At 69.0% G+C, this 22,711-nt stretch carries 20 protein-coding genes; 11 read left to right on the top strand and 9 right to left on the bottom strand.

All coding sequences use genetic code 11. The features are described from left to right. Nucleotides 1-46: 46 nt before the first annotated feature. From AC1RDS_RS07880 to AC1RDS_RS07870, 3 genes are all read right to left on the bottom strand, one after another. Nucleotides 47-1,033: a Bug family tripartite tricarboxylate transporter substrate binding protein gene (locus AC1RDS_RS07880; protein ID WP_287876623.1), complete on the bottom strand. Its 987-nt coding sequence runs from the start codon at nt 1,031-1,033 to the stop codon at nt 47-49. A gap of 151 nt (nt 1,034-1,184) precedes the next feature. Beyond that, entirely contained in the window at nt 1,185-2,327 is a 1,143-nt protein-coding gene (locus AC1RDS_RS07875; protein WP_287876625.1) for an acyl-CoA dehydrogenase family protein, read from the bottom strand. Nucleotides 2,328-2,368: 41 nt separating this feature from the next. After that, a complete protein-coding gene (locus AC1RDS_RS07870) occupies nt 2,369-4,003 on the bottom strand; it encodes an AMP-binding protein (RefSeq protein ID WP_287876627.1) in 1,635 nt (544 codons plus the stop codon). A 207-nt stretch (nt 4,004-4,210) separates the two neighbouring features. On the opposite strand from AC1RDS_RS07870, the gene AC1RDS_RS07865 reads away from it, so the two are divergent. From AC1RDS_RS07865 to AC1RDS_RS07815, 11 genes are all read left to right on the top strand, one after another. Continuing rightward, nucleotides 4,211-5,389 carry a thiolase family protein gene (locus AC1RDS_RS07865; RefSeq protein WP_287876629.1) on the top strand — a complete coding sequence of 393 codons (1,179 nt, stop codon included), beginning with the start codon at nt 4,211-4,213 and terminating at the stop codon, nt 5,387-5,389. Nucleotides 5,390-5,452: 63 nt separating this feature from the next. Continuing rightward, nucleotides 5,453-6,220 (top strand): SDR family NAD(P)-dependent oxidoreductase, encoded by a 768-nt coding sequence (locus AC1RDS_RS07860; RefSeq protein WP_287876631.1) that lies wholly within the window; start codon nt 5,453-5,455, stop codon nt 6,218-6,220. Between the two features lie 113 nt (nt 6,221-6,333). Further along, nucleotides 6,334-7,098, top strand: a complete 765-nt coding sequence (locus AC1RDS_RS07855) for a crotonase/enoyl-CoA hydratase family protein (RefSeq protein WP_287876633.1) — start codon at nt 6,334-6,336, stop codon at nt 7,096-7,098. 109 nt (nt 7,099-7,207) lie between these two features. Further along, nucleotides 7,208-8,206 (top strand): Bug family tripartite tricarboxylate transporter substrate binding protein, encoded by a 999-nt coding sequence (locus AC1RDS_RS07850; protein WP_492226741.1) that lies wholly within the window; start codon nt 7,208-7,210, stop codon nt 8,204-8,206. Between the two features lie 18 nt (nt 8,207-8,224). After that, on the top strand, nt 8,225-9,775 hold the full coding sequence (locus tag AC1RDS_RS07845; protein ID WP_492226740.1) for a class I adenylate-forming enzyme family protein: 1,551 nt from the start codon (nt 8,225-8,227) through the stop codon (nt 9,773-9,775). A 25-nt stretch (nt 9,776-9,800) separates the two neighbouring features. Next, nucleotides 9,801-10,985: a lipid-transfer protein gene (locus AC1RDS_RS07840; RefSeq protein ID WP_287876720.1), complete on the top strand. Its 1,185-nt coding sequence runs from the start codon at nt 9,801-9,803 to the stop codon at nt 10,983-10,985. A gap of 16 nt (nt 10,986-11,001) precedes the next feature. After that, nucleotides 11,002-12,561, top strand: coding sequence for an AMP-binding protein (locus tag AC1RDS_RS07835; RefSeq protein WP_092697420.1), 1,560 nt, complete (start codon nt 11,002-11,004; stop codon nt 12,559-12,561). A 134-nt stretch (nt 12,562-12,695) separates the two neighbouring features. Then, nucleotides 12,696-13,502 carry an SDR family oxidoreductase gene (locus AC1RDS_RS07830; protein ID WP_348682827.1) on the top strand — a complete coding sequence of 269 codons (807 nt, stop codon included), beginning with the start codon at nt 12,696-12,698 and terminating at the stop codon, nt 13,500-13,502. Further along, nucleotides 13,499-14,293, top strand: a complete 795-nt coding sequence (locus tag AC1RDS_RS07825) for an enoyl-CoA hydratase/isomerase family protein (RefSeq protein ID WP_026434895.1) — start codon at nt 13,499-13,501, stop codon at nt 14,291-14,293. The genes AC1RDS_RS07830 and AC1RDS_RS07825 overlap by 4 nt, the downstream gene beginning before the upstream one ends. Nucleotides 14,294-14,341: 48 nt before the next feature. Further along, nucleotides 14,342-15,130, top strand: a complete 789-nt coding sequence (locus tag AC1RDS_RS07820; protein WP_081679578.1) for an IclR family transcriptional regulator — start codon at nt 14,342-14,344, stop codon at nt 15,128-15,130. Between the two features lie 41 nt (nt 15,131-15,171). Continuing rightward, nucleotides 15,172-16,284, top strand: a complete 1,113-nt coding sequence (locus AC1RDS_RS07815) for a CaiB/BaiF CoA transferase family protein (protein ID WP_348682826.1) — start codon at nt 15,172-15,174, stop codon at nt 16,282-16,284. A 35-nt stretch (nt 16,285-16,319) separates the two neighbouring features. Here the strand turns inward: AC1RDS_RS07815 and AC1RDS_RS07810 are convergent, their stop codons facing one another. From AC1RDS_RS07810 to AC1RDS_RS07785, 6 genes are all read right to left on the bottom strand, one after another. Further along, nucleotides 16,320-17,513, bottom strand: a complete 1,194-nt coding sequence (locus AC1RDS_RS07810) for an MFS transporter (RefSeq protein WP_348682825.1) — start codon at nt 17,511-17,513, stop codon at nt 16,320-16,322. A gap of 137 nt (nt 17,514-17,650) precedes the next feature. Then, nucleotides 17,651-18,523 (bottom strand): HpcH/HpaI aldolase/citrate lyase family protein, encoded by an 873-nt coding sequence (locus AC1RDS_RS07805; protein WP_348682824.1) that lies wholly within the window; start codon nt 18,521-18,523, stop codon nt 17,651-17,653. A 13-nt stretch (nt 18,524-18,536) separates the two neighbouring features. Beyond that, a complete protein-coding gene (locus tag AC1RDS_RS07800) occupies nt 18,537-18,914 on the bottom strand; it encodes a VOC family protein (protein ID WP_348682823.1) in 378 nt (125 codons plus the stop codon). 66 nt (nt 18,915-18,980) lie between these two features. After that, a complete protein-coding gene (locus AC1RDS_RS07795; protein ID WP_348682822.1) occupies nt 18,981-19,994 on the bottom strand; it encodes a tripartite tricarboxylate transporter substrate binding protein BugD in 1,014 nt (337 codons plus the stop codon). 88 nt (nt 19,995-20,082) lie between these two features. Next, nucleotides 20,083-21,447, bottom strand: a complete 1,365-nt coding sequence (locus tag AC1RDS_RS07790) for an MmgE/PrpD family protein (protein ID WP_348682821.1) — start codon at nt 21,445-21,447, stop codon at nt 20,083-20,085. 50 nt (nt 21,448-21,497) lie between these two features. Then, entirely contained in the window at nt 21,498-22,679 is a 1,182-nt protein-coding gene (locus AC1RDS_RS07785) for a CaiB/BaiF CoA transferase family protein (protein WP_348682820.1), read from the bottom strand. Between the last annotated feature and the right edge of the window lie 32 nt (nt 22,680-22,711).

Genomic DNA, 22,711 nt, shown 5'->3' with positions numbered 1-22,711 from the left:
TGTCTCCTGTTTTTATGGGGGTGATGAGTGCAGCGGCGTGGCGCCGTCAGTCCATGGAAATCTTGGCCGACTCGGCGACGGCCTTCCAGTGGGCTGCGTCTTTTTCCACCACGGGCTTGAACTCATCGGGCAGCGAGCCCACGGCAATCAGCCCCATGTCGGTCAGCCGCTTGTGCAGCTCGGGCGACTTGACGATGGCCGCCACCTCGGCACCCAGCTTGTCCACGATGACCTTGGGGGTGGCAGCGGGCACGAACATGCCGAACCAGCCATTGGCCTCCAGGCCGGGGTAGCCGGACTCGGTCATGGTAGGCACCTGCGGCAGCGCGGGGTGGCGCTGGGAGCCGGTGACGGCCAGGATGTTGACCTTGTCCGACTTGATGTGCGGGTAGGCCGCCGTGGCATCGACGAAGGCCAGTGTCAGCTGCCCGCCCAGCAGTGCCGCCACTTCCGGCCCCGAGCCCTGGTAGGGGATGTGGGTGATGTCGATGCCGGCCTTCTGCTTGAAGCGCTCGCCGTTCATGTGTGACGAGGTGGCGTTGCCGTAGCTGCCGAAATTCAGCGTGCCGGGCGCCGCCTTGGCCTTGTCCACGAACTGCTGCAGCGTGGTCACGCCCGTGCTGCGCGGCACCATCAGCAGGTCGGCCGACTTGGCGATCTGCGACACCGGCGCCAGGTCACCGAGCTTGTAGGGCACCTTCTTGTACAGCGCCGGGATCTGCACCACGGCGGTGATGCCCATCAGCACGGTGTAGCCGTCGCCCGGTGCCTTGGCCACGATGTCGTTGCCCAGGATGCCGCTGGCGCCGGGCTTGTTTTCCACCACCACGGGCTGGCCCAAGCGCTGGGAGAGCTGCACGCCGATCAGGCGGGCAATGGTGTCGGTGCCGCCTCCGGCCGGGTAAGGCACGACGACGCGGATGGGTTTGCTGGGGTACGGATCCTGCGCCTGTACGCCGCCTACGCCGCAGGTGGCGGCCAGCGCGATCAGGGGCAGCCATTGGGTCAGGGTCTTACGCCGGGTGAATGCCATGGTGTTGTCTCCTTGGGTTGGTGTAGTTCCGTGATGTGTTGCCGACGGCCCGTCAAAACTGGCGCGACCTGTCGGCGGGACGCCGAGCAAGGGCCGCCCCGCGGTGAGGGCGTCGTCCCCCGGGGGGATGACGCGAAGCGGCTCAGGGGGGTCAAAGTGTTCTTGCGATGATTTCCTTCATGATCTCGTCGCTGCCGCCGTAGATGCGGCCGATGCGCGCGTCGGTCCAGGCGCGGCCCACCTGGTATTCGGTCATGTAGCCGTAGCCGCCGTGCAGCTGCAGGAACTCGTCGAGCAGCTTGTTCTGCAGCGCCGTGGCGTTGAGCTTGACCATGGCGGCGCGCTCGGGGGTCAGCAAGCGCCGCATGTGCAGCTTCATGCATTCGTCCACGAAGGTGCGCAGCATGGTGGCCTGGGCCTTGGCCTCGGCCAGCTTGAAGCGCGTGTTCTGGAACTCGAACACGGTCTGGCCGAAAGCCTTGCGCTCGCGCGTGTAGGCTATGGTTTTCTGCAGGAAGGACTCGATGCAGCTGGCCGCGCGCACTGCCACCACCAGGCGCTCCTGGGCCAGCTCCTGCATCAGGTACTTGAAGCCCATGTTCTCTTCGCCCAGCAGGTTGCCCACGGGCACCTTGACGTTGTCAAAGAACAGCTCGGAGGTGTCCTGCCCCATCAGGCCGATTTTGTCGAGCTTGCGGCCCTTGCTGAAGCCCGGCGCGCCTTCCTCGACCACGATCAGCGACACGCCCTTGGCGCCCAACTCGGGCGCGGTCTTGCAGACCACGATGACGATCCCGGAATTGATGCCGTTGGTGATGAAGGTCTTGGCGCCGTTGATGAGGTAGTGGTCGCCTTCGCGCTTGGCGGTGGTGCGCACCGACTTCAAGTCGCTGCCCGCGCCGGGCTCGGTCATGGCGATGGCACCGATCATTTCACCGGCGGCCATATTGGGCAGCCAGCGGTCGTGCTGCTCCTGGTTGCCGTAGGCGTAGATGTAGGGCGCAACGATGTCCGAGTGCAGCGGGAAACCCAGCGCCGTGGCGTTGGTGCGGCCCACTTCCTCGATCAGCACCGCCGCGTGGCCGAAGTCGCCGCCGCTGCCGTAGGGCTCGGGCAGCATGGTGTTGAGCAGCCCCTCGCGGCCGGCCTTGCGCCACACTTCCTTGGGCACGATGCCGTTGCGCTCCCACTCGGCCAGGTGCGGCACGATTTCCTTGTCGAAGAAGTGGCGCACGGCGTCACGGAACTGTTCATGGTCTTCACGGTAAACGGTGCGCTGGATCAGGTCTTGCATGGTCGCGGTCTCAGGGTAAAAAACAATGGTCGAATTCGGCTCTAGCGCAGGGCAAAGCCCGCCTGCGGCTCGTCGCGAAAGCGCTCCTTGAGCTTGCGGCGCAGCAGCTTGCCGGTCTCCAGGCGCGGCAGGGCATCGACAAACACCACGCGCTGGGGCAGCTTCATGCGCGCCAGCACCTCGGCGGCCTGCTCGGCGATGGCGCGGGCCGTGGCGGGCGAGCCCTCGGCGCCCGGACGCAGCACCACGGCTGCCAGCGGCACCTCGCCAAAGTCGGGGTGGGGCACGCCGACCACGGCCACCTCCTGCACACCACAGTGGCGCGCCAGCGCGTTCTCGATCTCCTGCGGGTAGAGGTTGACGCCGCCCGAGAGGATCAGGTCCGCCCGGCGGTCGCTCAGGTAAAGGTAGCCCTCGGCATCCACATGGCCGATGTCGCCATAGGTGATCCAGCCGCGCTCGTTGATGGCCTGGCGGGTCTTCTCGGGGTCGTTGAGGTAGCTGAACTGCCCGCCACCCGAGAAATACACCTGGCCGATCTCGCCCGGGGGCAGCTCGCGCCCATCGTCGTCCAGGATGTGCAGCTGGCCCGTGGTGGGCCGGCCCACCGAGCCCGGGCGCTGCAGCCATTCGGCCGAGCTGATCATGGTGGTGCCGCAGCCCTCCGAGCCCGCGTAGTACTCCATCAGGATGTCGCCCCACCAGTCGAGCATGGCGCGCTTCACATCCACCGGACAGGGCGCGGCCGCGTGGATGGCCACGCGGTGGCTGGACAGGTCGTAGCGCCGGCGCACCTCTTCGGGCAGCTTGAGCATGCGGCCGAACATGGTGGGAACCCACTGGCTGTGGGTGACGCGGTAGCGCTCGATCAGCGCCAGCGCGGTCTCGGCGTCAAAACGCTCCATGACCACGGCCTGCCCGCCGAGTTCGAGCACGCGCAGTGTGTAGCGCAGCGGCGCGGCGTGGTACAGCGGCGCGGGCGACAGATAGACGGTGTGCTCGTCCATGCCCATGATGCGGGCGGTTCCCAGCGCCTCGGGGTCGGCCTGGCCGCGCAGCGCGGCGGGCCACAGGGGCTTGAGCACGCCCTTGGGCCGGCCCGTGGTACCCGAGGAATACAGCAGGTCGCGGCCCAGCGGGCGGTCGGCAAAGTCTGCCGGCGGGCCTTGCAGGGCCTGCAGCGCGGCCGGCAGCGAAGGCGCCTGCGGCGTGGCTTCGTCCACCGTCCAGCAAGGCAGAGGATGGATGGCCTGCAGTTCAGCGAGCTGGGGCAGGGTCTTGTGCGATACCACCACCAGCCGCGCGCCGCAGTCCTGCACGATGTAGGCCACCTCGGCTGGCGTCAGGTGGGTGCTGAGCACGGCGGCATACAGGCCCGCCTGCCGGGCCGCCAGGGCCAAGGCCAGGATTTCGACACGGTTTTCCAGCACCACCGCGAAACGCTCGCCTGCCTGCAGCCCCTGGGCATGGAGCCACTGCGCCATCTGCAAGGCGCTGCGGGCCACCTCGCCAGCGGTGTAGCGCGCACCGGTTTCGGCCATGACCAGTACCACCCGCTCGGGAGCCGTCGCCGCGCGGCTGAAAAAGCCCCCACGCTCCACCGCTGCGCGGGTCGCTGCCCCCCGAGGGGGCTCCTTTTTGCCTTGGGGCTGCCCGGCGGCAGAAAAATCCTGCATGTCTGTCACCTGTTGTTCCTTGGCAGGCCATCGCGGTGGAGAAACCCACCAAAAAGCGAAATGCCTGTCTCACAAAAATGATTTGTGGACGAATTTTTTCAGGACGCATGGGCAATCCATACCGGGTAAACACGGTCTTCAGCACAAACTAACTCGTACAAAATCATTTTTAATGGATCATCAGTCTCATAAACACATGGAGTGAGCATGAAAAATCCCGTCATCGTCGATGCCATTCGCAGCCCCATGGCCCGGGCCAAGCCCGATGGCGCACTGGCCCAGCTGCATCCCGTGGACCTGCTCTCCCAGGTGCTGGAGCAGCTGGTTGCCCGCAACAAGATCGACCCCGGCCAGGTGGACGACGTGATCTGCGGCTGCGTCAGCCAGGCGGGCGAACAGGCCGGCACGCCCGGGCGCCTGGCCTGGCTGGCCGCCGGCCTGCCTGCGCACGTACCCTCGACCACCATCGACCGCAAGTGCGGCTCCAGCCAGCAGGCCGTGCACTTTGCGGCGCAGGCCATCATGGCCGGCACGCAGGACATCGTGATCGCCTGCGGTGTCGAGTCGATGAGCCGCGTGCCCATGGGCAGCTCGCGCATGGGGCAGAACACCACCGGTCCGCGCTTCGATGCACGCTTCGCACCCGGCCTGGTGGGCCAGGGCGTGTCGGCCGACCTGGTGGCCGCCAAGTGGGGCCTCAGCCGCACCGAGCTGGACGCCTACGCCGCACGCTCGCACCAGCGTGCCCATGGCGCGCAGTCGGGCGGTGGTTTTGCCCGTGAGATCGTGGGCATCGACACGCCTGCCGGCCGCGCCACGGCCGACGAAACCATCCGCCCCGGCACCACGGTGGAAAAGCTGGCCGGTCTCAAGGCCGTGTTCCAGAGCGAGGAGCTGTCGGCGCGCTTCCCGCAGATCCAGTGGGCCACCACGGCCGGCAACGCCTCGCAGATGACCGACGGCGCCAGCGCCATGCTCATCATGAGCGAGGAGCGCGCGCTGCAGCTGGGCCTCACCCCGCGTGCGCGCTTCGTGGCGTTTGACGTGGTGGGCGACGACCCGCTGTACATGCTCACCGCCCCCATCCCCGCCACGCAGCGCGTGCTGGCCAAGGCCGGCATGAAGCTCGACGACATCCAGCACTACGAGATCAACGAGGCCTTTGCCTCGGTGCCCATGGCCTGGCAAAAAGAGCTGAAGGCCGACGGCGAGCGCCTGAACCCGCGCGGCGGCGCCATCGCCCTGGGCCACCCGCTGGGCGCCTCGGGCATCCGCCTCATGACCACCATGCTGCACGCCCTGGAAGACAGCGGCCAGCGCTACGGCCTGCAGTCCATGTGCGAGGCCGGCGGCATGGCCAACGCCACCATCATCGAACGCCTGTAACTATCAATTCAATAGCTTCTTGCGCTTGCTGGATAAGCGCCAGAACCCAAAAAGGAAACAAATATGAAGCTAACACAAGGAATGACCGCCCTCGTCACCGGCGGCGTCTCGGGCCTGGGTGAAGCCTCGGCCGTCGCACTGCTGGAGCGCGGCCTGAACGTGGTGGCCGTGGACCTGAACGACGAGCGCGGCGCTGCAATGGAACAAAAGTACGCCGGCCGCCTGCGCTACGTGAAGGCCGACGTATCCGACGCCGACCAGATGGCCCAGGCCGTCGCCGCGGCCGAGGCGTTCGGCAACTTCCGCGCGCTGGTGCATTGCGCCGGCATCGGCGGGCCGGTGCGCCTGATCGAGAAGGACGGCAGCCCCGGCTCGCTGGAAAAATACACCAACATCATCCGCGTGAACCAGATCGGCAGCTTCAACACGCTGCGCCTGGCGGCCGTCGCCATGGCCAAGAACGAGCCGATCGACGGCGAACGCGGCGTGTGCGTGCTCACCGCCTCGGTGGCGGGCTACGAGGGACAGATCGGCCAGATTCCCTACGCATCGTCCAAGGCCGGCGTGATCGGCATGACCATCGTGGCCGCGCGCGACCTGGCCTCCAAGTTCATCCGCGTGTGCACCATCGCCCCCGGCCTGTTCGACACGCCCATCCTGGCCAAGCTGCCCGAGAACGTGCGCCAGTCGCTGGGCGCATCGGTGCCCAACCCTGCACGCCTGGGCCACCCCAGCGAGTACGCGATGACCGCGCTGCACATCCTGGAGAACCCCATGCTGAACGGCGAGACGATTCGCCTGGATGGGGCCATTCGGATGCAGCCCAGGTGACATCCCCCTGAGGCGCTGCGGGGCGGCCCTTGCTCGGCTGCCCTGGCCGGGGTGGCGCCAGTTTCATAGGTCGCGAGCTCTGCAACGCGGCGAACCACTGAAAGGAATTTGTGATGGCATCCACGGTACTGGTTGAAGTGCGCGGCAACGTGCTGGTCATGACGCTGAGCAACCCCGAGGCGCGCAACGCCGCCACGCTGGAGATGGCCGAGGCCATGGCGGCGGCGCTGGACGAGCTGGACCGCAACCCCGCGCTCCAGGTGGGCGTCATCACCGGCGCGGGCGGCACGTTCTGCGCGGGCATGGACCTCAAGGGCTTCCTGCAGGGCAAGCGCCCCAGCCTGCCGGGCCGGGGGTTCCTGGGCCTCACGCAACAGCCGCCGCGCAAGCCGCTGATTGCCGCCGTGGAGGGCTATGCCCTGGCCGGCGGCTTTGAAACCGTGCTGGCCTGCGACCTGATCGTTGCCGCCAAGACGGCCAAGTTCGGCCTGCCCGAGGTCAAGCGCGGCCTGGCCGCCGCCGCCGGCGGGCTGCTGCGCCTGCCCAAGCGCCTGCCCTACCACGTGGCCATGGAATGCATCCTCACCGGCGACATGTTCAGCGCCGAGCGGGCCCAGGCCCACGGCCTGGTCAACCGCCTGGTCGAGCCTGGCCAGGTGCTGGACGCTGCCCTGGAACTGGCGCAGGCCGTGGCCGCCAACGGCCCGCTGGCGCTGATCGCCAGCAAGCGCGTGGCGCAGGAGTCGGCCGACTGGCCGCAGTCCGAGATGTTCGAGCGCCAGGCCGTCATCACCGCGCCGGTGTTCGCCTCGCTGGACGCGCGCGAGGGCGCCGCGGCGTTCGCCGAGAAGCGCGCGCCGGTCTGGAAGGGTGTCTGATGGGAAAAGAGGCGTTGCCGCCCGTCCATCCAGCGCGAATAGCTGGCTAATTCATAGCTAATAGCGAAAAAGCGGCCGCAGTGCCGCCAGGCCCCAAGGAGACAAGACCATGCCATTCCCCCATCGCCGCCACGCGCTGCGCCTGGCAGGCGCCAGCGCCCTGCTGGGCCTGGCCGCCCTGGGTGCGTCCCAGCCCGCACGGGCCGACGCCACCTGGCCCACGCGCCCCATCACCTTCGTCGTACCCGGTGCGGCGGGCGGAACCACCGACACGCCCGTGCGCTTCATGGCGCAAAAGCTCAGCGAGCGGCTGGGCCAGCCCATCGTGGTGGACAACAAGCCCGGCGCGGGTGGCTCGCTGGGCAGCAGCCTCGTTGCGCGCGCTCCTGCGGACGGCTACACCGTGCTGGTGGGCAACACCGGCTCCAACGCCATCAACTACACCGCCTACCAGAAGCTCCCCTACAAGGCCGAGGATTTCATCGCGCTGACCGACATGATCTCGTTCGCCAACGTGCTGGTCGTGCCGGTGAAGTCGCCCATCAAGAGCCTGAAGGAACTCGTCGCCGCCGCCAAGCGCGAGCCGGGCAAGCTGGCGTTTTCGTCCGCGGGCGTGGGCCAGACCACGCACCTGATGGGCGAGCTGCTGCGCCGGAGCGCGGGGGTGGACGTGGTCCACATACCCTACAAGGGCTCCGCGCCCGCCACCCTGGCCATCGTGGCGGGCGAGACCCAGTTCATGTTCGACAACCTCACGGGCTCGCTGGGCCATGTCAAGGACGGCAAGCTGCGCGCCCTGGCCGTGACCGGTGCCACGCGCGAGTCCGAGCTGCCCGATGTGCCCACCATGACCGAGCTGGGCTTGAAGGACTTCGACAAGGTCGGCTGGATGGGCTTCTTCCTGCCCGCCAAGACACCGCCCGCCATCGTGAAAAAACTGACCGACAACCTGATCGCGGTGCTGCAGGACCCGGCCGTGGTGCAGCGCTACCGCGAGCTGGGCGGCCGGCCCGGCGGCATGGCGAGCGAGCCGTTCGCGCAGATGGTGGAGCGTGACCGCAAGGACTGGGGCGAGCTGATCCGCAGCCAGAAGCTGCAGCTGGACTGACAGGCTGAGCAAGACCCGATGCACATCTACCTGACCCAAGGCCTGCACCGCGCGCTGCAGCAGCACCCGCAGCGCACCGCCACCCTGTGCGGCGCGCGCCGGCAGGACTGGCGCACGCTGGTGAACCGCGTGGCGCGGCTGGCCGCCGTGCTGCGCGCCCAGGGCGTACAGCACGGCGAGCGGGTGGCCCTGCTGGCGCACAACAGCGACTATTGCGTCGAGGCCTTCCTCGCCACCTGGTGGGTGGGCGGCGTGGTCTGCCCGCTCAATACCCGCTGGAGCCGCGCCGAGATGCAGCACGCGCTGCAGGATGTGCAACCCCGGCTGCTGCTGGCCGACGCCGCCCTGCTGCCCGGCGCGCCCGCGCTGACCGAACACACCCCGGTGCTGCTGCTGGGGCCGGGTGCCGACCCGGCCCATGCCGGCATCGCCAGCACCGAGGCGCTGCTGGCCGCGGCCCAGCCGATGGAGGACTGCCGCCACGGCGGCGACGCGCTGGCCATCGTGCTGTTCACCGGCGGCACCACCGGCTTTCCCAAGGGCGTGATGCTCTCCCACGCCAACCTGTGGTCGGCTACCGTGGCCCGGCTGGCGCAACTGCCCGGCACCGGTATCTCGCTGCTGGCCACGCCGCTGTTCCATGTGGCGGGCCTGGGCCGGCTGGTGGGGCAGATCGTGCAGGGCAGCACCTGCGTGATCGAAACCCAGTTCCGCCCCGCGCAGGTGCTGCGGGCGATTGCCGAACATGGCGTGAGCGAGATCATGCTGGTGCCCAGCATGCTGCAGATGCTGCTGGACGCACCGGAGTTTGACGCCACCCGCCTGCCCTCGCTGCAGCGCATCGTCCACGGGGCCGCGCCCATGCCCCAGGCGCTGCTGCTGCGTGCCATGCAGGCCTTGCCGCAGGTTGAATTTGCCACCGCCTACGGCATGACCGAAACCTCCGCCAGCGCCAGCCTGAACGGCCCGTACACCCTGGCCAACCATGGCGCGCACTTGGCGCACCTGACCTCCGTGGGCCGCGCCAGCTGGGGCAGCGAACTGCGCATCACCGGACCGGATGGACAGGCCCTGCCCCTGGGCGACGTGGGCGAAATCTGCGTGCGCGGCCCCAGCGTGATGCAGGGCTACTGGCGCCAGCCCGAAGCCACGGCCCAGGTGCTCAAGGACGGCTGGATGCACACCGGCGACGGCGGCTGGATGGACGAGGCCGGCCACGTGCACCTGGTCGATCGCCTCAAGGACATGATCATCAGCGGCGGCGAGAACGTGTACTCGCTGGAGGTCGAATCCGCGCTGATGCGCCACCCCGCCGTGGCCCTGTGCGCCGTGGTCGGCGTGCCGGATGCGCAATGGGGCGAGGCGGTGCATGCCGCCGTGGTGCTACGGCCGCAGCAGCCCTGCACCCCCGAGGCGCTGCGCGAACATGCCCGCACGCAACTGTCGGGCTTCAAATGCCCGCGCGTGGTGCATGTGCTGGACGCGCTGCCGCTGTCGCCCACCGGCAAGATCTTGAAGAACCGCCTGCGCGAGCAGCTTGCCCGCCTTGCGCCAGACCGCAACCCCTAATTTCAAGGAGCCCGCCATGCGCCCTATGCAGCGTGCCGTCCATGTCGTCGGTGTCGGCATGATCCCCTTCACCAAGCCCGGTGCCAGCGAACCCTACCCCGCGATGGGCGCGCGCGCCGCCCAGCTCGCGCTGCAGGATGCGGGCGTGGCTTACGCCGAGGTCCAGCAGGCCTATGTCGGCTATGTCTATGGGGACTCCACCGCGGGCCAGGCGGCGATCTACGGTGTGGGCCTGACCGGCATCCCGGTGTTCAACGTCAACAACAACTGCGCGACCGGCTCCAGCGCCCTGTACCTGGCGCGCCAGGCGGTGGAGAGCGGCATGGTGGAATGCGCCATCGCCCTGGGCTTCGAGCAGATGCAGCCTGGTGCCCTCAAGGGCGCGTGGGACGACCGGCCCTCGCCCATGGCGCGCTTTGCCGACACCATGGTCGCGCACCAGGGGCTGGATGCGGCAGCGCCGCGCGCCGCGCAGTTCTTCGGCGGTGCCGGGCTGGACTACATGAAGCAGCATGGCATCCGTGCCGACACCTTCGGCCGCATTTCGGTCAAGGCGCGCCAGCATGCGGCGCGCAACCCGCTGGCGGTGTTCCGCCAGACGCTGACGCTGGACGAGGTCATGGCCTCGCCGCAGGTGTTCGGCCCGCTCACGCGCTACCAATGCTGCCCGCCCACCTGCGGCGCGGCGGCGGCCGTGCTGTGCTCGGCCGAATTTGCCCGAAAACACGGACTGGACCGGCGCGTCACCATTGCGGCCCAGGCCATGACCACGGACACCGCCAGCACCTTCGACAGCGGCGACATGCGCCGCGTGGTCGGCTACGACATGTCGACGGCGGCAGCACGCCAGGTCTATGAGACCGCCGGCGTCGGCCCCGAGGACGTGCAGGTGGTCGAACTGCACGACTGCTTCACGGCCAACGAGCTGATCACCTACGAAGCCCTGGGCCTGGCCCCCGAGGGCGGGGCCGAGAAATTCATCCTCGACGGCGACAACACCTATGGCGGGCGCGTGGTCACCAACCCCTCGGGCGGCCTGCTGTCCAAGGGCCACCCGCTGGGCGCCACGGGCCTGGCGCAATGCGCAGAACTGACCTGGCAGCTGCGCGGCCAGGCCGGCGAGCGCCAGGTCGAGGGTGCGCGCCTGGCGCTGCAGCACAACCTGGGCCTGGGCGGCGCCTGCGTGGTCACGCTGTACCAGGCGGCTTGATATGGCTGAGCACAGCATGAGCGCATTGCACACCGGTTCCACGGTCGCCGAAGCCTACCAATCGGCCCTGCAGTCGTTCCCCGAGCGCGTGGCGCTGGTGTTGCCCGATGGCAGCCACTGGACCTGCGCCGAGCTGCTGCGGCGCGTGCATGCCATGGCGCGCTACCTGCGCGCGCGCGGGCTGCAGCGCCAGGACGGCCTGGCGGTGCTGGCCGGCAACCAGCCCGAGGCCTTGGTGGTCATCATGGCCTGCGCCTGGCTGGGACTGCGCCAGACCTCGCTGCACCCCCTGAGTGCGCTCGATGACCAGGCCTTCGTGCTGCAGGATGCGGACATCAGCGCGCTGGTAGTGGGCGCGCAGCATGTGGAGCGCGGCCTGGCGCTCCAGGAGCGCGGCATCGTGCCCCAGGTGCTGGGCCTGGGTCCGTCGGCGCTGGGCGAGGACGCCATCGCCGCCAGCCTGGCCTTTGACGGCGGTGAGCTGCCCATCGCCGCACAGCCCGAGGACATCTACCGCATCACCTACACCGGCGGCACCACGGGCCGGCCCAAGGGCGTGGTCCACCGCAGCCGCACCACGCTGACCATGCTGCTGCTGCAGCTGGCCTGCTGGGAATGGCCCGAGGCGCTGCGCGTGCTGGTCGCCACACCGATCTCGCACGCCGGCGGTTCGCTGGTGCTGCCCACGCTGCTGCGCGGCGGCACGCTGGTGCTGCTGGAAAAATACTCGCCCGATGCGTTCCTGCAGGCCGTGCAGCAGCACCGCATCACCGCCACCTTTCTCGTGCCCACGCAAATCTATGGCCTGCTGGACCACCCTGGACTGGACCAGTGGGATCGCTCCAGCCTGCAGTACGTGCTGTATGGCGCCTCGCCCATGGCGCCGGCGCGGCTGGCCGAGGCGCTGCAGCGCTTCGGGCCCATCTTTGGCCAGCTCTACGGCCAGGCCGAGGCGCCCATGACAATCGCCTACCTGCGCAAGGATGCGCACGACCTGGCGCGCCCCGAGCGGCTGCAGTCCTGCGGCCTGGCCTTGCCGGGCAACCAGGTGCGGCTGCTCGATGCGCAGGGCCGGGAGGTGGCCGCTGGCGAGGTGGGCGAGCTGTGCGTGCGCAGCCCGCTGGTGATGGAGGGCTACCGCAACCGTCCCGACGCCACCGAAGAAGCCTTTGCCGACGGCTGGCTGCATACCGGCGACATGGCGCGCCGCGACGCCGATGGCTACCTGTATCTGGTGGACCGCGCCAAGGACATGGTCATCACCGGCGGCTTCAATGTGTATTCCAGCGAGGTCGAGGCCTGCCTGGCGCTGCATCCGGCCGTGGCGCAATCCGCCGTCATCGGCATGCCCGATGCCAAATGGGGCGAGGCGGTCGTGGCCCTGGTGGTGCTCAAGCCCGGCGCCAGCGCCGAACCCCAGGCGCTGATGGACTTCGTGCATGAGCGCAAAGGCGCGCTGCACACGCCCAAGCAACTGTGGCTGGAGCAGGCGCTGCCCGTGACCCCCCTGGGAAAGATCGACAAGAAAGCCCTGCGCGCCCGCTTCTGGGACGGGCAGGCGCGGCAGGTGGGCTAGCGCCATGAAGCCCACTTTTGAACACCTCTCAGGGCGCCGCACCGGGGCGGCGTCGTTGATCCCTGACCCCAGTCCCCGCAACCGACGAAATCCATGGCGCCCGCTGCAAGAGGCGGCGCAGAAAGAAACCACCCATGTCTGAATCCCCCTCCTTTGCCGGCCGCCATGTGTTTGTCGCCGGCGGCACCAGCGGCATCAACCTGGGCATTGCCCAGGCGTTTGCGCGCGCGGGCGCCAACGTGACGGTCATGAGCCGCTCGCCCGACAAGGTGCAGCAGGCGGCCGACGGGCTGCGCGCGCTGGGCGCCCAGGCGCTGGGCATTAGCGCCGACGTGCGCGACGCCGCCGCGGTGGAGGCCGCGCTGCGTGAGGCGCATGCGCAGTTCGGCGAGATCGACGTGCTGGTCTCCGGCGCGGCGGGCAACTTCATCGCGCCCGCGGCCGACCTGTCGCCCAACGGCTTCAAGACCGTGATCGACATCGACCTGAACGGCACCTTCCATGTGCTGCGCCTGGCCTACCCGATGCTCAAGAAGCCCGGCGCCAGCGTCATCAACATCTCGGCGCCGCAGGGCGTCAACCCCACCATGTACCAGGTCCATGCCTGCGCCGCCAAGGCCGGCATCGACATGATGACGCGCGTGCTGGCCATGGAATGGGGCGAGGTGGGCGTGCGTGTGAACGCCATCGCCCCCGGCCCGATTGGCGACACCGAGGGCATGCGGCGCCTGGCACCATCGCCCGAGGCGCTGGCCAATGCAGTGGCCAGCGTGCCGCTGCAGCGCATGGGCACGCTGGAAGATATTGCCAACATGGCGCTGTTCCTGTCGTCACCACAGGCGGGCTACGTGACGGGTGCGGTGATTCCCGTGGATGGCGGCTCGTCGCTGCGCGGCGGGCGCGACATGCGCGCCTCTTACGTGCCCCGGAGCGCGGCATGAGCAAGACCTACGAACGCATCGTTTTCGGCGTGCAGGACGGCGTGGCCACGCTGACCTTGAGCAACCCCGACAAGCGCAACGCCTTCGACCCCGCCATGCGCGTGGAGATGGCCGAGGTGGTGCGCCAGGTGCAGGCCGACCCTGCCATCCGCGCGCTGGTGCTGACGGGCGCGGGCGCGCATTTCTGCTCGGGCGGGGACCTGGGCAACATCGCGGCCAGCGGGCTGGACAACGGCGGCTGGCGCCGGCGCCTCACCAGCCTGCACGACTGGCTCAAGGACCTGATGCTGCTGGACAAGCCGGTGGTCGCCGCCGTGGACGGCGCGGCCTATGGCGCGGGCTTCAGCCTGGCGCTGGCGGCGGACTTCATCATCGCCAGCACGCGCGCGCGCTTTGCCATGTCGTTCATCCGCGTCGGCGTGGTGCCGGACTGCGCGGCGTTCTACACCCTGCCGCGCGTGGTCGGCGTGCAGCGTGCGCGCGAGCTGATGCTGTCGGGCCGCGAGGTCTCGGCCGAGGAGGCGCTGCGGCTGGGCATTGCCACCGAGCTGGTCGAGCCCGGCGCGCTGCAAGGCCGCGCCCAGGACATCGCGCGCAGCTTCGTGGGCGCATCGCCCGTGGCGCTGAGCCTCATCAAGCGCTCGCTCGCGCTGGCCGCCAGCGACCTGCCCTCGCTGCTGGAGCAGGAGGCCAACGCCCAGGCCCTGGCCATGGGCACGCCCGAGCACCGGGACGCTGTGCGTTGCTTCCTGGAGAAAAGGCCAATGCCCTTCCAGTGGCCGCAGGCCTGATGTGGAAACAGGCGAAAATCTCTGGTTTTTTGAGCTTTTGAGGTCCATGTGAACGTGAACGCAGATCCGGACGGCAAGCTGGTCAGCGCCCTGGTGCGTGGCGTTTCCATATTGCGGTGCTTTTCCAACAAATGCCAGGAACTCAGCGCCAAGGAGCTGATGGACCTGACCGGCCTGCCCAAGCCCACGCTGTTTCGCCTGACGGACACGCTGTGCGAGCTGGGTTTGCTGCGCTACTCGGAGCGCCTGTCCAAGTACGTGCCGGGCCTGGGTTTGCTGCAGCTGGCCTCGCCCGTGCTCACGCGCATGGCCCTGCGCCAGTTCGCCCGGCCGCACATGCAGGCGCTGGCCGACCTGACCGAGGGGCAGGTGCAGCTGGCCGTGGGCTACAGGCGCGAGCTGTGCCTGGTGGAGCTGGCCAACGGCATGGGCAACACGGTGTTCCGCCAGGAAATCGGCGTGTCCACATCGCTCTCGCGCACGGCCACGGGCCGTGCCTACCTGCTGGGCATGGCAGAGAACGATCGCCAGGCCTACCTGCAGGACCTGCAGCGCAAAGACCCGCAGCGCGCCGTCTGGCTGGAGCAGCGCCTGGCAGACGCACGCGACGACTTCGCCCGCCACGGCTTTTGCCGCAGCCATGGCGACCTGCACCGCGAGATCGAATCCATCGCCGTGCCCATGTCGCAGCCGCAAGACGGTGAACTCTGGGTGTTCGCGGTCTCGGTGCCGGTCTTCAGCCCCATATACACCCGGCTGGAGACAGACCTGGGACCGCGCCTGCGCACGCTGGTGCGTTCGGTGGAGAGCGTGCTCGGGGCATCGGGCCTGACCTGATGCGGCCCAAAGCAACACACAACACCAACCAAGGAGACACCGTGAAGGTACTGGACAGCGTACGCGTGCTGGAGATTGGCGGCCTGGGGCCGGGGCCATTTTGTGCGATGCACCTCGCCGACCTGGGGGCGGACGTGATCTCCGTGGTGCGCGAGACGAAGGGCCGCGAGACCACCGGCGCGCTGCTCAACCGTGGCAAGCGCTCGGTGTTCGCCGATCTCAAGACCGAGGAAGGCCGCCAGCTGGTGCTGGCGCTGGTGGCCGAGGCCGATGCGCTCATCGAAGGCATGCGCCCCGGCGTGATGGAGCGCCTGGGCCTGGGGCCCGAGGAGTGCCTGGCGGTCAACCCCCGCCTGGTGTATGGGCGCATGACCGGCTGGGGCCAGAGCGGGCCGCTGGCACCGCGCGCCGGGCACGACACCAACTACGCCGCCGTCAGCGGCGCGCTGTGGGGCTGCAGCCCGGCGGACGCGCGGCCCGTGTCGCCCTTCGCCGTGCTGGGCGACATCGGCGGCGGCGCCCTGTACCTGATGACGGGCCTGCTGTCGGGCATCGTGCAGGCGCGCGCCACGGGCCGCGGCACGGTGGTGGATGCCGCCATCGTGGACGGCGCAGCCCATATGCTCAACCTGATGCTCAGCGCGCGCCAGAGCGGCCTGGTGGCCGATGTGCGTGGCCAGAGCATCCACGACAGCGCGCCGTTCTATGACACCTACGTCTGCGCCGACGGCCACCACATCACCGTGGGCGCCATCGAGCCGCAGTTCCATGCCTTGCTGCTGGAGGTCCTGGGACTGGCAGGCGACCCGGATTTCACCGGTCCGCAGTGGGACAAGGCGGCCTGGCCCGCGCGCCGCGCGCGGCTGGCCGCCCTGTTCCTGGCCCAGCCGCGTGCGCACTGGCAGGCCCTGCTGGAGCCCACCGACGCCTGCTTTGGTGCCGTGCTCAGCCCCGTGGAGGCCGCAGGGCATCCACACATGCAGGCACGTGGCGTGTACGCCGAACGCCAGGGTGTGCTGCAGGCCGCTCCTGCGCCGCGCTTCGGTGGCGCAGCCTATGCGCCAGGTGAGGCCTGCGCGCCGGGCGCGCACACGCAGTCGGTCATGGAAAGCCTGGGCCACTCCGGCGCACGGGCCGTGTGGCGCCAACGCTGACCGGAATGCGCCCGCGGTATGCGCGGCGGGCGTTATCAACCTTGCTTGAGCAGCGGCGACGCGGGCAGCCACCGGAACGCCAGCGAGGCCAGCGCCAGCCAAGCGGCGATGGTCAGCAGCACGGTGCGGTAGGGCTCCAGCCCCGCGCTTGCGGCCCAGGCGGCGACGGCACCGGTCAGCGATTGCATGAAGGCAACGCCCAGGAACATGGCCATGGTGTAGAGCGACAGGGCGCGTCCGGTCAGCTCGGCAGGGTAGGAAGAGCGCACGTCGGCGTACTGCAGGATGCTGTAGCCCGACAGCAGCCCCATCACAATCATCAGCGTCACGGTGACGCTGGCGTTTTGCACCAGGGCCATCGCCGCAAACAGGCCGGCCATCAGCAGCGACGCGCGGCCAACCCAGGCACGGCGCCGGGGTGCGCCCGGGTCCATGCGGCCAAACGCGGCCGGTGTGAATAGCGCGATCAGCGACAGCACCAGCGCCACGTTACCGCTGTCCACCAGCGAAAAACCGTAGCGGTTGATCAGCAGCGGCCCCAGCCACAGGCCGCGCAGCGACAAAAAAGCCGCGTAACACGACATGCCCAGAACCACGATGCCCCAGGTGTGCGGTACGGCAAAGAGCCGGCCCATGCCCACCAGCGCCTCGCCCCAGCTGGATGCCGGGCGGTGCACGGCGTCGGCAGGTGCGGGTTCGTGCACCACGAAGTGAATCACCAGCCACGACAGCACGCTCAAGCCCGCCAAAATGCCAAAGCCCATGCGCCAACCCCAGTGCTGCACCACCCACGCCAGCGGCGTGCCGGTGAACAGGAGCCCCAGCCCGCCCACGCCCATGCTCAGGCCCGAGAAGAAGGCAAAGCGGTCGACCGCGAAATGGCGCGCAATGAACAGCGTGCAGGCCACGAAGGCTGGCGAATAGCCCACCCCGATCAGCACCTGCCCGGCCATCAGCCAGCCATAGCTGGGTGCCAGGGCCGATAGGGCCGCACCGGCAATTCCCAGGGGCGCGGCTGCCAGCACCGTGCGGCGCAGGCCGTAGCGGTCCAGCGCAATACCCATCAGCAGCTGCGCAACGCCGAACGACAAGCCAAACAGCCCGGCAAACGCCCCCAGCGATGAGGCCTGCAGGCCGAAATCTGCCTGCAGGCCCTGGGCGAGGATGGCCGTGGTGGTGCGATAGGCCTGGCTGAGCGCAAAGCCCGACAACAGTGCCAGCAGCATCATCCAAAGCGGTGTGGTGCGCGAGGAAGTCACTTAGGGATTGAGGACGTTGTGTGCATGGCGGTGATGGCGCGGGTGCGCTGCCGGACGGAGGCCCGGCGCTGGCGGGCCCTGATCGTTAGCTGATCGTTAGGAGGTTGTTAGCTGGCGGCGGCAAGGCGCTGCTGCGCCCGCGCGTGGCGCTGCAGGGTGTGCCGGGCCTGCGCCAGCACCGGCGCATCGACCATGCGGCCATCGAGCACGCAGACGCCGCCACCGGCCTGCTGCAGCGCCTGCTGCACGCGCAGCGCCTGGGCCACGGCGGCTTCGTCGGGGTCGAAAGCGGCGTGCAGCACCGCCACCTGCGCCGGGTGGATGCACAGCTTGCCGCCAAAGCCCATGCGGCGTGCGCGCTCGCTGTCGCGGGCCATGCGCTCGGGGTTGCGCGTGTCCACCGTCACGCCGTCGATGGGGACGGCCAGCCCTGCGCGGCGCGAGGCGAACACCAGGGCCATGCGCACGGGCAGCAGTTCCTGCTCGTCTTCGCCGCAGGCCATGCCGGCGTCCACCTGGAAGTCCAGGTGCCCGAAGGCCAGCCGCGCCACCTGCGGCGCGGCGGCCAGGGTGTCGGCAGCGGCAAGGCCGGCCACGCTTTCGACCAGCGGCACCAGCATGGCGCCAGGCCCGGCAGCCTGGGCCACGGCCTGCAGGGTGGGCGCGCCTTCGGCCTTGGGCACCACGGCGCCGGCCAGGCCCTGCGCCGCGAGCTGCGCCAGCGCGGCCAGGTCGGCGGCAAACCAGGGCGAACCATCGCTGTTGATGCGCACCAGCAGGCGCGCGCGCTGCGCGGCTGGCAGCGCAGCCACGGCCTCCAGCAGGGCCGCGCGTGCGCGCTCCTTGTCAGCGGGGGCCACGGCGTCCTCCCAGTCGGCAATCACGATGTCGGCGCCGCTGGCCAGGGCCTTGGGCAACCGATCCGGCTGGGTGGCGGGAACGAACAGGAAGGAGCAGGCGTTGCGCACGGAGTCAGTCATTGCAGTGGGGTGGTCAGGGGTATTGGGAGATTTCGATCAGATTGCGGTCCGGGTCGCGCACATAGACCGAGACGATGGGACCACGCGCGCCGGTGCGCTGCACCGGACCGCACTCGATGGCAACCCCATGTTCGGCCAGGCGCTGCTGCACCTGCGCCAAAGGCACCGAGGCGATGAAGCACAGGTCCAGCGCGCCCGGCATGGGATGCAGGGCATTGGGCTCGAACTCGCGGCCCTGGATGTGCAGATTGATCTTCTGGCCATTGAACACGAAGGCCATGCGACCTTCGCCAAAGGTCTGCAGCGCCATGCCCAGCACGGTGCAGTAAAAGTGCACGCAATCCGCCTCGTGGGCGGTGGTCAGAACAAGGTGGTCGAGCCGGTCGATCATGCAGTGCCTTGGGTGCATAGGGAGAAGGCCCCGGCCTGCGGTGTGCAGGCCGGAAGCCGGCGCGGCTTATTCAGCGCTCACGCCCGCGGCCTTGATGACCTTGTCCCAGCGCACCACCTCGATCTCCAGGTGCTTGCGCAGGCCCTCGGGAGTGGCCTTGTCGGGCGTGACGAGGTCAGAGCTCAGCTCGGCAATGCGCTTTTTCACGTTCTCGTCCTTGATGGCCACGTTCAATGCCTTGTTGAGCTTGTCCATCACGTCCTTGGGCGTGCCCTTGGGGGCATACATGCCGTGCCACACCTTCACGTCAAAGCCCTTGAGGCCCTGCTCATCGAGCGTGGGAATGCTGGGCATGGACGACAGGCGCTTGGGCGTGGTCACGCCGAAGACCTTGGCGCGCTTGCCGTCCTGAATCACGGGCACGGTCTGCGTGGTCTGGTCGCACAGCAGGTCCACCTGGCCGCCCATCAGGTCGTTCATGGCCGGGCCGGCGCCCTTGTAGGGGACGGTGGTCAGCTTCACGCCCAGCTGGTGCATGAGCAGCATGCCGCACAGCTGCGACACGGCACCAATGCCCGCGTTGGCCAGCGATACCTTGTCCTGGTTCTTCTTGACGTAGTCCTGCAGCTCCTGGAAGTTGTTCGCAGGAAAGTCCTTGCGCGACAGCAGCGTCATGGGCACATCCAGCACCTGGCCGATGTACTCGAAGTCCTTGAGCGGGTCGTAGGGCAGCTTCTTGTACAGCGCCGGGGCCGTGGCCATGCCCATGTGGTGGATCAGGATGGTGTAGCCGTCGGGCTTGGAGCGGACGATGCGCGCGGGCGCCAGCGTGCCGCCCGCGCCCACGGTGTTTTCCACCACCACCGTCTGGCCCAGCGACTGGCCCATGGGCACGGCCAGCAGGCGCGCCACCACGTCGGTGGGGCCCCCCGCGCTGTAGGGCACGACCAGGGTGACGGTCTTTTCGGGCCAGGTGCTGGCCAGGGCGTTGCCGCTCAGGCCCAGGGCGAGTGCCGCGCAGGCGCCCGCAACGGAGCCGGCGAGGGTGCGTCGGGAAATCAGGGTAAAGCGTGCAGTCATGCAATGTCTCCTTGTGGATGGTGGTGAACGGGGCGTCTGCTGCGCCCCTTGGGGGTCGTGGGCCGCGGCGGTTGCCGTGTCCCGGAGGTCAGCCCAGCAGGTGCTCCGTGCGCGGCCACTCCTGCACCCGCCACAGGCGCTGCACGGCGGCCTCGGCCTGCGCGGCAGATACCGCACCACCATAGGCTGCCAGGCGCAGCGCCTTGGCGGTGAGCTCTGCACGCGAGAGGGTGTTGCCGGGGTCGCCCTTGGGCTCTTCCACGCGGCCGGCCAGCTGGCGGCCATCCGTCGTCTGCACGGTGACCTTGCCAATCCAGCGCTGCGGGTAGGCGGCATCCACCTCGGGGTCCAGCTCCATGCGCACCTTCTCGCGCAGGGCCACAGTATCCGGTGCCAGGAACTGCGCGTCGAATTCGGTCAAACCCGCATGGCCAAACCGCGCCGCCAATGCCAGCACGGTGCCCATGGAAAACTTGCTCTGGTGCACCGTGGTGGGCGAGACCACCGGCCCGAGCACATCGATGGCGCCCTGGTGCACATGGCAGGTGACCTGCGCGATGTCGGCGGGCGCCAGGCCGTGCTCGCGCATCACCTGCTGCAGCGCATCGGCGGCGGGGTGCGTGTGGCGGCACGAGGCATGCCACTTGAACGATGTCTCGGCCGTGGCCCAGCGGGTGCCCAGTCCCTCGGTGAGCTTGGCCGGGTTGGCGTCGGTGGACATGCCCGCAGCCAGGCCCTGCGGGCCGGTGAAGATGTCCTGTGCGCCGGTGAAGCCGTCCTTGGCCAGGAAGGCGGCCATCAGCCCCGCAGAGGCGGCGTGCGCGGTGTGCAGCTGCTTGCTGTCGGCCGCGGTGCGCAAGAATTCCCACAGCCCCGCCGACTGCGTGCCGGCCGAGCCGAAGGCATGCTGCATCTGCGCGGGCGTGAGCTCCAGCAGGCGCCCCACGGCGGCGGCCGCCGCCAGCGTGCCGGCCGTGGCCGTGGTATGGAACACCTTGTAGTGGCTGCGGCCCAGAAACTCGCCCACGCGGATGCCGACCTCGTAGCCCGCCACGCAGGCCGCCATCAGCTGCGCGCCGCTGGCGCCGATCTGCTGCGCCACGGCCAGCGCGGGCGGAAAGACCACGGCCGCCGGGTGGAACACCGAGCCGTTGTGCACATCGTCCTGCTCGGCCACATGGCTGGCCGCGGCGTTGGCCAGCGCGGCCATCATGGGGCTGCTGGTGGCGCCGTGGCCGATCACCTCGGCCGGGCCTTGCACCGGGCCCTGCGACAGCGCAAAGCGCGTGATGCTGGCCACGGGCCGCGCGCGGCAGCCGGCCAGCACGGAGCCGAACCAGTCCACCCACAGGTCTTCGGCGCGGCGCTGCACGGGCGCCGGCACGTCGCTCCATTGCAGCGTGGCGGCAAACTGCGCCAGGGGATGGATGGTGGCTTGGGTTTCTTGCTTCATTTCGGACTCCAGGGCGGGTGTGTCAAGCGCAGGCAGCTATGGTTTTTGATTCAAAGAGGTCGCGGTGCCTGCAGCGCGTCGATCTGCTCGGCGCTCCAGCCCAGTTCGGCCAGGATGGCGGCGTTGTGCTGGCCCACGGCGGGCACGGCGTCCATGCGGTAGTCGAACGCGCTGTTCACGCCCGGCGGCAGCAGTGCGGGCACATCGCCAGCGGGTGTGCCCACGCTGCACCAGCGCTGGCGCGCGGCCAGTTGCGGGTGGGCCCACAGGTCGGCCATATCGTTCACCCGGGCGTTGGCAATGCCGGCGGCCTCCAGGCGCTCGACCACCTGCGCAGCGGTCAGCGCCGAGAAGCCCTGCACGATGAGGGCCTGCAATGCGTCGCGGTGGGCGTTGCGCTGCGCGTTGGAACAGAAGCGTGCATCGGTGGCCACATCGGGGCGCTGCAGCACGGTGTCGCAAAAGGCTTTCCACTCGCGCTCGTTTTGCAGGCCCAGCATCACGGTCTTGCCGTCGCCGGCCACAAACGGGCCGTAGGGGTAGATGCTGGCGTGCGATGCGCCGGTGCGCGGCGGTGGTGGCGCGCCGTCGTAGGCGTAGTACATCGGGTAGCCCATCCATTCGCCCATGGCTTCGAGCATGGACACGTCGATATGGCTGCCCTCGCCCGTCCTGCCGCGCAGCAGCAGGGCCGACAGGATGTTGGTGTAGGCATACATGCCGGCGGCGATGTCGGCCACCGAGATGCCGGACTTGCTGGGGACCTCGGGTGTGCCCGTAACGGAGAGGAAGCCCGCCTCGCTCTGGATCAGCAGGTCGTAGGCCTTCTTGTCGCGGTAGGGGCCGTCGGCGCCATAGCCGCTGATGTCGCACACGATGAGTTTGGGGTTGTGCGCCTTCAGGGCTTCATACGACAGGCCCATGCGCGCGGCGGCACCGGGCGCGAGGTTCTGCACCAGCACGTCGGCCGTCTTCAGCAGCTGCAGCAGCGCGGCCTTGGCCTGGGGCTGCTTCACATCCAGCGCCAGGCTTTCCTTGCTGCGGTTGATCCAGGTGAAATGCGAGGACTGGCCCTGCACGCGCTGGTCGTAGCCGCGCGCGAAGTCGCCGCTGCCCGGGCGCTCCACCTTGATCACGCGCGCGCCCAGGTCGGCCAGCTGGCGCGTGCAGAACGGCGCGGCCACCGCGTGTTCGAGCGAGACGACGGTGATGCCGTCGAGGGGGCGGGTCATAAGAAGCCTTTGTCTCTAATCAGTTGAGGACA

It is taken from the genome of Acidovorax sp. GW823-FHT02H02, assembly GCF_058797075.1.
The sequence above is the reverse complement of the archived record's forward strand: the minus strand, read 5'-3'. Positions and strand labels throughout refer to the sequence as shown.